The organism is Paraburkholderia sp. CI2, from assembly GCF_014201055.1.
GTDB classification, from domain to species: Bacteria; Pseudomonadota; Gammaproteobacteria; order Burkholderiales; family Burkholderiaceae; genus Paraburkholderia; species Paraburkholderia tuberum.
In genome coordinates, this window is the sequence record NZ_JACHDL010000013.1 from 129934 (window position 1) to 142259 (window position 12326).

Genomic DNA, 12326 nt, shown 5'->3' on the forward strand with positions numbered 1-12326 from the left:
TCCGCCGAGCTGAAACCGCTCCGTCACGAAATTTTTGCTAGATTGTCGGTTTGCGCTCGCGCAGCGCCCTCGCAGCTTTCCGTTCCGCCTGGCTTCGTCCTTCCCGGCGGCCTCCGCCCGGCAACACCAGCAACTCCGGAGCCGCCGGTCACTTCCCCCATCCACAGGAGCCTGACATGGCACGCAACATCGAAATCAAAGCCCGCGCCCAGCATTTCGACCAACTGCGCGAGCGCGCCGCACAGCTCGCGACGGACGCGCCGCTGATCTTCCGCCAGCAGGACTTTTTCTACGACGTGCCGCGCGGCCGCCTGAAGCTGCGCCAGTTCGACGACGGCACGCCGGCCGAGCTGATCTTCTATCAGCGCGACGACCGCGACGGCCCGAAGGCGTCGTACTACACGCGCAGTCCGGTGACGAATCCCGAAGCGATGCATGCGCTGCTCGCGACCGCGCTGACCACGCGCGGCATCGTCTCGAAAGAGCGGCACGTATATCTGAGCGGGCGCACGCGGATTCATCTGGATCGCGTCGACGGTCTCGGCGATTTCGTCGAACTCGAAGTGGTGCTCGCGCAGGACGACGACGAAGAAGGCGGCCACGCGGAAGCACAAGCGATGTTCAAGCGCCTTGGCGTATCGGAAGCGGATCTGGTGCCGGTCGCGTATGTCGATCTGCTGAATGCCGACGACGAGCCGCAGCGGGCGGCATAGAGATCCCGTCACCCCAGGGCCGCGGCAAGGCATGCGCGGCTCCCTCTTCCTGTCAGTCGGCACTGCCGGCAACGGCTTCGAACCCTCAAACCGTCGCCGCCCCCGGCGCCAGATGCCCGAGCGGCAACGGCCCATTGCGCTTGAACGTGGTCAGCACGATATTCGAGCGCACGCTATCGACACCCGGCACGCGCATCAGCTTCTTCATCACGAAGGTCGACAGGTAATTCAGATCCGGCGCGACGATGCGCAGCAGATAGTCGGCATCGCCGACGACCGCGTGACATTCGAGCACTTCGGGCAGCAAGTCGATCTGGTGCTGAAACTGCTCGATGATCGAATCGCCGTGATGCTTCAGCTTCAGGCTCGTGAAAGCGGTGACGCCAAGCCCAAGCTTTTCGGGCCGCAGCACGACGCGATAGCCATCCACCACGCCGACCTGTTCCAGCCGTTGCAGGCGTCGCCCGATCTGCGACGGCGACAGCGGCACCTGCTCCGCCAACTGCTGATGCGTGGCGCGGCCGAAGCGCTGCAGCACGTCGAGCAGCGCGAGATCGAAGTGGTCGAGTTCAAGCATGGTGATATCCCGCATTAATCTGCCATTTAACACACGATTATTGCATATTAACCCGTTTATACGCGAAACTTGCGCCCCTTCCGCACGTGCTTCGCTCTACACTTGCATACACCGATTTCATGCAATTCGTCTTGCAGCAGCCTCGCCATGTCCACCGCCAGCACCGCCAAACTCAAGGAACAGTTCGACGCCGGTCTCGAGACCCGCGCCGACTTCACGATCGATCAGCCGCTTGCGCGCTACGGCACGGTTGACCATGCGGTCTGGCGACAACTGTACGCGCGCCAAACAGCCTTGCTCGAAGGCCGTGCCTGCGATGAATTCCTCGCGGGCGTCGAGCGCATCGGCCTGCCGTCCGAGCGCGTGCCGTCCTTCGAAGACATCAACGCGAAGCTCACGCCCGCAACCGGCTGGCGCATCGTCGCGGTGCCTGGCCTCGTACCGGATCAGGTATTTTTCGAGCATCTGGCGAATCGCCGCTTTCCGGTCACGTGGTGGATGCGTCGCCCCGACCAGCTCTACTACCTGCAGGAGCCCGACTGTTTTCACGATCTGTTCGGCCATGTGCCGTTGTTGATCGACCCGGTGTTCGCCGATTACATGCACGCGTACGGCCGCGTCGCGCTCGCTGCCAATGACGCGGGCGCGCTGCCGCTGCTCGCGCGGCTCTATTGGTACACAGTGGAGTTCGGACTGATCCGCGATGACGCGAGTCCGAACGGCGTGACCGAACGCGACATCGCGCTTGCCGCATTCATCGACGGGATTACTATGTAATACAAATAATTACGGGCCTTTATGCGTGTTTATGCATAACTCGCCGCGTAATCAGGTGACCATGAAAGGACAATGCAGGCAATTCCCTAGGCAAACCTTCAGTTCTACAGGCTATTCTTAAGTTGAACGTAAGCTTCCCAGGCCTGCCTTGCAATCGGGTCGAAACGATCGAGTGATAGCGACTGCTGACGCTGTACAATCAGCAGCGCATACGGTTTGGAGAGCGCGCTTGCCTCCTTGCACAGAACGTGTTCGTCGCCGCTTGAAGGTGAGCGGGTGCGCCAGAAGTTGATCGCGGCTTCCAGTTCGTGAATGCTGATCTCGGACATGACTTCGTGATGGCTGGCACGGTGCTTCGATTCGGCTCGACAGCTGCTTCGTGGCGCGTCTGCCGCCGCTTCGCACGCTGGCTGTGTAGCAGGCGCCCCGGCGAACCGCTTGCCCAAACGCCTAAACCCATTGTAATTGAGCGAAATCCATGCGACTCCTTCTGATCGAAGATGACCGCCCCATCGCACGCGGCATCCAAAGCAGTCTCGAACAAGCCGGCTTCACCGTCGACATGGTCCATGACGGCATCTTTGCCGAGCAGGCCCTCACGCAAAATCGCCACGAACTCGTGATCCTCGATCTGGGTCTGCCGGGCATCGACGGCATGACGCTGCTGTCGCGTTTCCGCCAGAGCAACCGTCACACGCCGGTGATCATCCTGACCGCGCGCGACGAACTGAACGACCGCGTGCAAGGCCTGAACTCGGGCGCGGACGACTACATGCTGAAGCCGTTCGAGCCGGCCGAGCTCGAAGCGCGTATTCGCGCGGTGATGCGCCGCAGCGGTCCGCACGGTGACATGCCGCGTCCGGAAGTGTCGCTGGGCGGCGTGCGGCTGTCGGGCGTCGACCGCCGCATCTTCAACGACGACAAACCGCTCGAACTGTCGCCGCGCGAATTCGCGGTGCTCGAAATGCTGCTGCTGCGTCATGGCCGCGTCGTCAGCAAGGCGCAACTACAGGATCATCTGACACACTTCGGCGGCGACCTCGGCGATACCGCGATCGAAGTCTACGTGCACCGCGTGCGCAAGAAGCTCGAGAACTGCCGTGTCGAAATCGTCACCGTGCGTGGCTTTGGCTACCTGTTGCAGGAAATTCGCCAGGCCGCATAATCGTCGTGAAGGCCGCGCATTGCGTCGCGGCCTGACGGCCCCGGAGCGGCGCCGCGCATCGGCTGTGCCCGCGGCGCCTTGTGCCGGGCCCCGGGCCGTATCAAGGCGCCGCGCGCCATTACTACCTCAGTTGCCACCGCACCGCGCGTTCGATCATGCACCAGCCGGCCGCCAATAGTCTGCGCCGCACGCTGCTGCGGCGCCTCGCTGCTCCCCTGTCGCTGCTCGCGCTGATGAGCGGCCTGATCGCTTACTGGCTCGCATGGCAGTACACGCAGCACGTGGTCGACCGTTCGCTCGCGGACCTCGCGACCGCGATCTCCAAACAGATCCAGATTGCCGGACCGGAAGCGCCGATCACGGTGCCACCGCTCGCGCAGGCGATGTTCTCCGACCCGGTCGAACATCTGGTCTACCGGATCAGCACCGGCGACACCGAAATCGCCGGCGATCACAATCTGCCGCTGCAAGGCACCAACGTGCGCCGCATGCATTACGCGTACGTGTTCGAGACGCAGCACGAAGGCGTGACCGTGCGGGTCGCTCAGGTGCGCGTCGATCAGCCGAGCGGTAATCCGATCGTCGTCGAAGTCGGTCAGCCCGTGCATCACCGCTTCCGCATCGCCGCCGAGTTCCTCATCGCGATCATGATGCCGTTGTTGCTGCTGCTGCTAGCCGGCTGGGTGATCGTGTGGCGCGTCGTCAATCAGCAGCTCAATCCGCTGACCGCGCTCGCCGATTCGCTGAACCGGCAAACGCACACGTCGCTCGAGCCGGTCGACGAAACCTATGTGCCGGTCGAGATCCGTCCGCTGACGGGCGCGCTGAACGCGTTGCTCGATCGTCTGAAAGCCGCCCTCGACGCGCAACGCAAATTCATCGCCGATGCCGCGCATCAGCTGCGCACGCCGCTCACCGCCGTGAAGCTGCATGCGGAGCAGGCGGTCGTCGCACGCGATCCGCAGCAGACGCTCGCTGCCGTGCGCGAACTGCGCGCCGCGGCCGATCGCGCCGTGCGGCTTTCGAATCAATTGCTGTCGCTCGCGCGCGCCGAGCCGGGCGAACAGGCGGCCCGCTTCGTCAATGTCGACATGGCCGCGCTCGCGTTCGACACCGGCGCCGAATGGGTGCCGCGCGCGCTACCGGTACACGTGGATCTCGGCTTCCAGCGCCTCGACGATCCGTCGAACGATGACCCGCTGATGGCGCGCGGCAACCCTGTGCTGCTCCATGAAGTGATCGCGAATCTGCTCGATAACTCGCTGAAGTATGTGCCGCCTTCGCGGGTCGACGGCGGGCGTATCACGGTCACAGTTTCGCAGACGTTGATCGACGATCTGCGCATGGCCGAGATCGTCGTCGAAGACAACGGGCCGGGCGTGCCGCGTTCGCAGCAGGCGGATTTGTTCAAGCGATTCTTCCGCGGCGACGGGCAGACCGAGGCGGGCGTCGACAGCGGCGCAGGTCTGGGCCTCGCGATCGTCCACGACATCATGGTGCTGCATCATGGCAGCGTGCATTACGAGGACGCACCGGAGGGCGGCGCACGCTTTATCGTGAGGATTCCGTTGCTGCCGCCCGGTGCGTCCGCAGGCGCTGCCACCGCCAACGATGCCAACGCACGGCGCGCCACGAAAAAACCGGCGCACTCGGCGCCGGTCGATTTGTAGAAGGTTTGCCCGGCTGCCGCGGCGGCGTTCGCCTCAGCGCTTCGATCAGCGCAGACAGCTACCGCCGCGCACCGACCCGCGGCTCATTTCTTCTTCGATTTCTTCGCCGATTTGCTCGACTTTTCGCCCTTGTCGGCGCCTTTACCCGACTTGCCGCCGCCCTTGCCCTTCTGCGGCGGCGCCAGCATCGTGCCGCGGCACTTGCGCGCGCCGCAGCGGCATTCGTATTCCTTTTTCAGCTTTTTCGTCTGACGCGCGTCGATCACGAGGCCGTAGTCGTAAAAGACTTCCTCGCCCTCCGCGATATCGCGCAGCGCATGCACGTACACGTGTCCGTCGATTTCCTCGGCTTCGCAGTTCGGCGCGCATGAATGATTGATCCAGCGCGCGCTATTGCCGTTCACCTTGCCGTCGATGACCTTGCCGTTATCCAGCGCGAAATAAAACGTGTGATTCGGTTCAGCCGGATTATGCGGATGGCGGCGCAACGCTTCTTTCCAGGTAATCCGCTCGCCCTTGTATTCGATCAGTCGCTCGCCGGCCGCGATCGGTTCGAGAGCAAACACGCCTTTGCCGTGCACACCCGAACGGCGCACGGCGATCCTGCGTGAATTCATTGAATGAATCCTTGTGAAGAACTGGGGAATCAAATCTGGCAATCGTCAGGCACGTCGTGCGCGCGGCTTTTTTCTGACGCGAATAGCAAACGCGGCGCCCTGAAAGCGCCGCGTCGACTTGCGACGCGCACCGCGCCACAACCGGCATCCTACACGTTGTCCACGGCTTCCTTCAACCGTCAGCCGATGCGTTCGTTCAACGTGCGACGGGCGTCACCGTTGACCAAACGAAATGTCGCCGAACAGCGCTTTCTGCTCACGCGGTTGTGAACGCCAGTACTGCGGCGGCGCTTCGACGGTCGCACCGAGGTTAGCGGCGGCGTGCCACGGCCAGCGCGGGTTATAGAGCAGCGCGCGAGCCAGCGCGATCAGATCGGCATCGCCCGTTTCGATCAGCTGCTCGGCGTGCAGCGGATCAGTGATGAGTCCGACGCCGATCGTCGTCAGACCGGTTGCGTGCTTGACCGCTTTCGCGAATGGAATCTGATAGCCCGGCTCGAGCGGAATTTGCTGCAGCGGCGAGACACCGCCCGACGACACGTCGATCCAGTCGCAGCCGCGCTTTTCCAGCTCGTGTGCAAACGCGATCGTGTCTTCGAGCGTCCAGCCGCCTTCGACCCAGTCCGTCGCCGACACGCGCACGCCGACCGGTTTGTCGGCAGGAAATGCGGCACGCACGATGTCGAAGATTTCGAGCGGAAAACGCATGCGGTTTTCGACCGAGCCGCCGTAGTCGTCGGTGCGCTGGTTGGCGATCGGCGACAGGAACTGATGCAGCAGATAGCCATGGGCGGCATGCACTTCGAGCGCATCGATGCCAAGACGCGCGGCGCGCCGCGCGGACGCGGCGAACGCCTCGCGAATCCGGTTCAGGCCGACGACATCGAGCGCGAGCGGCGGCTCCTCGCCCGGCTTGTGCGGCAGCGCCGACGGCGCATGCGGCAGCCACCCGCCTTGCGACACCGAAATCAGCTGGCCGCCTTCCCACGGCACGTGGCTCGATGCCTTGCGGCCCGCGTGCGCCAGTTGCATCGTCACGCAGACGTGCGAATGCTTGCGGATCGCGGCCAGCACCGGCACGAGCGCCTCTTCGGTCGCGTCGTCCCACAAGCCGAGATCGCCGGGGGTGATGCGCCCGTCCGGCTCGACGGCGGTTGCTTCGATGCACAGCATGCCCGCGCCGGACAGCGCGAGACCGCCGAGGTGAATCATGTGCCATGCGGTCGCTTCGCCGCGTTCGGCGGAGTACTGGCACATTGGGGAGACGACGATACGATTGGGAAGCGTCACGCTACGCAGCGTGAGCGGAGAGAAAAGCGCGCTCATGGATTACGCCCAGTGAAAGCCCGAGAGCGATCGAGGATAGCACCGCACGCGGTTTACTGCATGAACGTGGCACCTGGCTGGCCGCTTACGTCGCCATTCGGCTAGCCATTCAGGCTTGCGTCTCGACGTGATCGAGCCATTCGCCGAACATGCGGCACGCGGCGGCTTCGAGCACGGGACCGTATCGGCCGGTGTCGGCGCGCAACTGACGCGCGTCGATGCCGTGGCCCGAGAGTTCGTTCGCATTCCCTATCAGCCAAGGTTCGAACCGATCGGTGCGGATCTCGGGATGACACTGCAAGCCCAGTACGTGATCGCCCCATGCGAAGGCCTGATTCTCGCAAGCCGGGGTCGATGCCAGACGGGTCGCGTTGGCCGGCAGATCGAAGGTGTCGCCGTGCCAATGCAGCATCGAGGTATGAGCGCCATCGAGATGACGCAGCGGCGAGGCGCGGCCGGCATCGGTCAGCGTGAGCGGCGTCCAGCCGAGTTCGGCCTGAGCCGCGGGGTAGACGCGCGCACCGAGCGCCCGCGCGATCAGTTGTGCGCCAAGGCAGATACCGAGTGTCGGCAGACCGGCCGCGATGCGTTTTTCGATCAACGACAGCAGCGGCGCGAGCGTGGGGTACAGCGCGTCGTCGGTAGCGCTGATGGGGCCGCCCAGCACGACCATCAGCGACGCGGCAACCGGATTGGGCGCCTCGATACGGGCAACGCCCACATCGAGATAACGGACCGGACGCCCGCGCTCGCCGAGCACGAGTTCGAGACTGCCCAGATCCTCGAAGTGCACATGGCGGATGGCGAGTACTTCCCGATTCATCGGCCTGCCCTATCTTCAGGTTGACTAACGACCTGCCGCCAACGACTTTATCCTTGCACGGCACCAGCCGGCAAGCAGGCGGCGCATACCGCCCGCCGTCGCCGGCCAGGCCATGTTAGCGGATTGCCCAGGAAGACGCCGGTTATTGGGCGAAGATCTTCCAGGTCTTCTTCTGGGTGGCGACGTCCGCCGTTTCATGCACGGAGCAGTCGAGACGCACATCGGTGTCCAACATGTTCAGGTCGAGCAGCGCGCAGTGATGCGGCGTCTTCTTCGGATTCTTGCTCGGCTGGAAATGCGTGCAGCTCAGGCACATACGATGCGACGGAATCGTGTCTTGCGCTTCGAGCTGATAGATGGTCTTGAGCAGCGTGCGATAGAACACGGACTGCTCGTCCTCGCGCAGCGTACCGACCGCCTTCGAGAGGAAGTCCGGCCATTGCGCGGCGCGTTTGGCAGCAGTGCGGCCACGCGAGGTCAGACGTACCGCGAGCGCGCGACCGTCGTCGAGTGCGCGACGCTTTTCGACGAGGCCCTTGGTCTCGAGCGTGCTGACCGCATCGCTGGTGGTCGCGGCAGTCAGCGCCGTTTCACGCGCGATTTCGCCGAGACGCATCGGCCCCTTACGTTGCATCAACAGCACGAGGATCTCGCCCTGGGTCGGCGTAAGGCCCGCGCCTTCCGCCCATTCCCAAGCCTGGCTTCGCATCGCCGTGCTCAATCGCAAGAGGCTGTGGGTCACTCGCCCGGCTGCCTGTTCTCCGTATACGCCTTCGCTCATAATCTTCGATTCGTTTATTTACCGCTTTGGTGCAATGCCGGCGGCTGCCTGCCGGAGTACACCCGTTGCGTGTGTGGGGTAGCTTCGTCCAACCGCGGATGAAACCGTTTGTACTATCTCAAAAATACACCGTCTTGGAAGCCGAAGGCGGCGAAAAACGACATTCTATGCGACAGCGGCTAATCGTACAGCTAACTTATCCAACGCGAGCTGTGGATAAGCAGGGGAAAACGTTTGGACAGCCTGTGTACCGTTTTGCAACAAGCACTTGCAGCGTGTTGAACGTTTCCTCGGTTGCGCTTGCCAGGCGTGGCCGGAGCCCGTTTTACGAGCCCAGTTATCATTTCCCCAGTGCATTGACTTTGCAGGAAATTATTCAGTTGTCCACAGCCTTTGGCAACGCCTGCTTACGACTACTACGCTGGTATACGTAAGCTTTCGAAAAACCTGAAGGGTTGCGCGCGCGAAAAACCATAAAAATTTTCTTACGAAAAAAAACCCGCACGCGGCGGGTTTCGTCGGAACGTCGCGTAGCTGGCGCACGCAAACGGTTTCATGAAGTCTTCGCGACTAGGCGCGCCATTGCAGACACTGCTGGCGTACCGCTTCGTGCAAGGACTTTTCCTGCGCAAACACACTGCGCAGCCACGTCGCGTCGTTGACCTGACCGCGCGCGATCGCGCCGACTTCGGCCAGCGCATTCACCGAGCCGAGCGCTTCCGCATGCGGTCCGATCTGTTCGAGCGTTTCCAGAATATCTTCGGAAATCGTCTTGCGTTCACCGGTTTGCGGATTGATGCAGGTGCCACCGAGTCCGAAGCGGCAGGCTTCGAAACGGTTGAACGTGTAGACCAGATAGTCGTCTTCCTGCGGCATGATCGGCTTATCGAGCAACAAATGACGCGCGAGCGTCTGGATGTAGCAGGCGATCGCCGCGGCGCGATCCACCGAAAACGGTGTATCCATCACCCGGACCTCAATCGTGCCGAAGCCCGGCTTCGGACGGATATCCCAGTAGAAATCCTTCATGCTGTTGACCACGCCCGTATGGACCATCTTCGAGAAATACTCCTCGAAGCTGTCCCACGTCAGCACGAACGGCGCGCGGCCCGACAGCGGAAACGCGAACACGGAATTCAGACGTGCCGAATGAAATCCGGTATCGACGCCCTGTACGAAAGGCGACGACGCGGACAACGCAATGAAATGCGGGATGAAGCGCGACATCGAATGCAGCAGATACAGCGCGCTGTTCGGATTCGGGCAACCGATGTGCACGTGCTGGCCGAACACGGTGAACTGCTTCGCGAGATAGCCGTATAGCTCGGAAATATACTGAAAGCGCGGCGTATCGACGATCTGCCGCTCGCTCCATTGCTGGAAAGCATGGGTGCCGCCACCGCACAGACCGACGTTCAGATGATCGGCCGCGGACACCAGCGTGTCGCGAATCTTGCGCAGATCGGTGACCGCCTGTTCGTGCGACGTGCAGATGCCGGTCGACAGCTCGATCATGCTTTCGGTGATTTCCGGCGTGATATTGCCGGGGATTTTTTCGTCCTTGATGAGGCGCAGCAGATCCGTGCCGGCTTTGGTCAGATCATAGTCGTGCGTATTGACGATCTGCATTTCGAGCTCGATACCGAACGTGAACGGTTTCGAGTCGATGAAGGGTTCGAGTGACATGGCGTCCCCTGAGTCAGGTCGTTTGAGGCGAAGGAATTGAAAGACGGGTTCGTGAAACGCGCACGGCAGCCCATGCGCGTTTCACGCTTACCCCTCGCGCCGCTCGGCGACGAGCGCGAGGCTGCGATAGACGAGCCACGGCCCGAGAATCTGCAGCACGAAAATCGAACACATAGCGATTGCGCGCAGCTGCGGATCGAAGTTCGGATACAGGTTGTACGTGTCGTCGACGAGCAGATACGCGAGCGCCGACATCGGTGACAAGGACAGGCCGAGCGCGATGCCCTGCTTCAAGTTCAGCCCGCTCGGCTTCGCGAACGCCAGCACGCCGACCAGCTTCGCGACGAGGCGAGCAACGATCAGACCCAGCGCGGCGACTCCGCCCAACGCGATGTGCTTCCATTCGAACGACGTCAGCGTCAGCACGAACAGGATCACCGTCAGCAGCCAGCCCGCGGTGCCGAAATGCTCTGGCCACAACTGCGGACGCACTTCGTGATTCTTCACGATGATGCCCGCGGCGAGCAACGCGAGAATCGTCGACAGCTTGAACAGATGCGCGATCGCGATCGCGAGCAGCACGAGACCGAACAGCGCCACGAACGAATGCTCGTCCTGCATGTTCAGGCGCCGATAGAAGAACGTGCAGGTGCGCGCGAGCAGATACGCGAGCACGAGCGAGCCGACCAGCAGGTACAACGGCTGCAGGATGGTCGCGAACACGTTGCCGTAAACCTCCTGATGCAGCCAGCTCGACACGAGCTTTTCGATCACGACCGCGTACATGCTGTTCAGCGCGGTCAAGGTCAGAAGACGCTGCGTGACCTGGCCTTCCGCGCGTAGTTCGGTTTTGAGCTGGATCACCATCGCGGGCGATGTCGCCATCGCGATCGCGGCGAGTACGGTCGCGACCATCAGCGGCACGTGCAGAAACAGCAACACGGGCAGCACCAGCACGAAAGTCAGCGTGGCTTCGGCGACGCTCGACAGAATCAGCCACGGATTGCGGCGGATCCAGCGCAGATCGAGCCGGCTGCCGAGTTCGAACAGCAACAGGCCGAGCGCGACGTCGAGCAGCGGCCGCGCGGCGCTCGCAGAATCCGCATCGATCACGCCAAAGCCTGCCGCGCCGGCCACGAGTCCGATCACCGCATAGCCGGAAATGCGCGGTAAACGCCACGCGCGATAGCAAAGCTCGCCGCACAGACCGGCGGCAAGCAATGCAAGACCCGCCCAGAAAATGGCGTCGGGCGAAAGCGGCCACGCTGGCAAAAACGAAAACGCCGAATTCATCGTAATGGGTTCTCCTTGGCAGCAACGGCAGACGACACGAACCGGCGCACACGCACGCCGTCACGAGCGCACGGGGAGCGCACGTTGTCGCAAGCGCTTCGCGAAATCAGCGTTGCGAGGTTTCAATGATCGGATGATCGGCATGCGCCAGGGCCGCGAAGAACCGCACGGAGTCGGGCACATACACGGGATGCGGCAGTAGCAACAGGCACGCTGAAGGAACGCCGTCGACCGTGAATCAGATTCTGTTTGACCGGCACCGTTCCATTGCTGCGCGTGCCGTCATTGCTGTGGCACGACGCGGAAAAACGGGGATTGTGCCATAGCTTTTTCCGGGTTAACCGAAAAGACGTTAACTCGCAGGCAAAACGGTAAAAAAGAACGTTATTTTCCCAGCGAACGGAAAAAGCGACCTTTTTTCGAGGTATCGCATCAGTTTCGACCACGTCGCGAACGGCGAATCCGCTCTCGGGCGTTACCGTCGCGTCGGTGATTTCGATGCGCGGTTTTGTCGTTAACGCAGCGCGTCGAGCGATCCGGTTTACGCGAACTCGAACGAAACTCAGCTAGCCCGATAGGCGGGGCGTTAGCCCCCGTCTTTGCTGTTTACTGGTTTACCGTATGTATACGTAGTAACAGTTAACAAGCTGCCTCGGTTTCTGTGGATAACCTATGTTTACCGAAACAAATCATCGAGTTCCCGGCCGCATAACCGGATGCACAGCATGTGCGGCGGCTGCCGGTATACGCGAGCAACTTTTCGCACTTTTTCGCGATGTCCCAGTTACCCCGTTTACGTCCACAACGGTTCCACACGACTTGCGCCGGTTAACCGCGCGGTTATCCACAGGTCGCAGTGGACAAGCCGGAACCGGGTTTACAGGGCGGGCGGAGTTAA

11 protein-coding genes and 1 pseudogene are annotated in these 12326 nt (G+C 62.1%); 4 read left to right on the top strand and 8 right to left on the bottom strand.

All coding sequences use genetic code 11. From position 1 onward, the window contains the following. The first annotated feature begins 176 nt into the window (after positions 1-176). The gene (locus HDG32_RS19270; RefSeq protein ID WP_184036867.1) at positions 177-713 is read left to right on the top strand and encodes a class IV adenylate cyclase; all 537 of its coding nucleotides are present in this window, start codon (positions 177-179) and stop codon (positions 711-713) included. An 85-nt stretch (positions 714-798) separates the two neighbouring features. On the opposite strand, the gene HDG32_RS19275 is transcribed toward HDG32_RS19270, so the two are convergent. Continuing rightward, positions 799-1290, bottom strand: a complete 492-nt coding sequence (locus HDG32_RS19275) for an Lrp/AsnC family transcriptional regulator (RefSeq protein WP_184069873.1) — start codon at positions 1288-1290, stop codon at positions 799-801. 147 nt (positions 1291-1437) lie between these two features. Between HDG32_RS19275 and phhA the strand changes: the two are divergent. Further along, positions 1438-2016: pseudogene (phhA, locus tag HDG32_RS19280) on the top strand (phenylalanine 4-monooxygenase); the annotation flags it as partial. Positions 2017-2171: 155 nt separating this feature from the next. Here phhA and HDG32_RS19285 read toward each other — a convergent pair. Beyond that, the gene (locus HDG32_RS19285; RefSeq protein WP_090802357.1) at positions 2172-2396 is read right to left on the bottom strand and encodes a DUF3717 domain-containing protein; all 225 of its coding nucleotides are present in this window, start codon (positions 2394-2396) and stop codon (positions 2172-2174) included. Positions 2397-2545: 149 nt separating this feature from the next. Between HDG32_RS19285 and HDG32_RS19290 the strand changes: the two genes are divergently transcribed. Both HDG32_RS19290 and HDG32_RS19295 read left to right on the top strand, forming a co-directional pair. Next, positions 2546-3232, top strand: a complete 687-nt coding sequence (locus HDG32_RS19290) for a response regulator transcription factor (RefSeq protein WP_013090980.1) — start codon at positions 2546-2548, stop codon at positions 3230-3232. Positions 3233-3387: 155 nt separating this feature from the next. Further along, on the top strand, positions 3388-4902 hold the full coding sequence (locus tag HDG32_RS19295) for a sensor histidine kinase (RefSeq protein ID WP_184069875.1): 1515 nt from the start codon (positions 3388-3390) through the stop codon (positions 4900-4902). An 83-nt stretch (positions 4903-4985) separates the two neighbouring features. On the opposite strand, the gene HDG32_RS19300 is transcribed toward HDG32_RS19295, so the two are convergent. The 6 genes from HDG32_RS19300 to HDG32_RS19325 form a co-directional block, all read right to left on the bottom strand. After that, positions 4986-5519, bottom strand: a complete 534-nt coding sequence (locus HDG32_RS19300; RefSeq protein WP_018418882.1) for an SET domain-containing protein — start codon at positions 5517-5519, stop codon at positions 4986-4988. Between the two features lie 213 nt (positions 5520-5732). After that, positions 5733-6845 carry an NADH:flavin oxidoreductase/NADH oxidase gene (locus HDG32_RS19305; protein WP_184069877.1) on the bottom strand — a complete coding sequence of 371 codons (1113 nt, stop codon included), beginning with the start codon at positions 6843-6845 and terminating at the stop codon, positions 5733-5735. 109 nt (positions 6846-6954) lie between these two features. Then, entirely contained in the window at positions 6955-7668 is a 714-nt protein-coding gene (locus HDG32_RS19310) for a glutamine amidotransferase (RefSeq protein ID WP_184069879.1), read from the bottom strand. A gap of 142 nt (positions 7669-7810) precedes the next feature. After that, positions 7811-8449 (bottom strand): MarR family winged helix-turn-helix transcriptional regulator, encoded by a 639-nt coding sequence (locus HDG32_RS19315; protein ID WP_184069881.1) that lies wholly within the window; start codon positions 8447-8449, stop codon positions 7811-7813. Positions 8450-9019: 570 nt separating this feature from the next. Then, positions 9020-10135, bottom strand: coding sequence for a YbdK family carboxylate-amine ligase (locus HDG32_RS19320; protein WP_184036839.1), 1116 nt, complete (start codon positions 10133-10135; stop codon positions 9020-9022). 87 nt (positions 10136-10222) lie between these two features. Then, positions 10223-11428 (bottom strand): cation:proton antiporter, encoded by a 1206-nt coding sequence (locus tag HDG32_RS19325; protein ID WP_090802344.1) that lies wholly within the window; start codon positions 11426-11428, stop codon positions 10223-10225. Between the last annotated feature and the right edge of the window lie 898 nt (positions 11429-12326).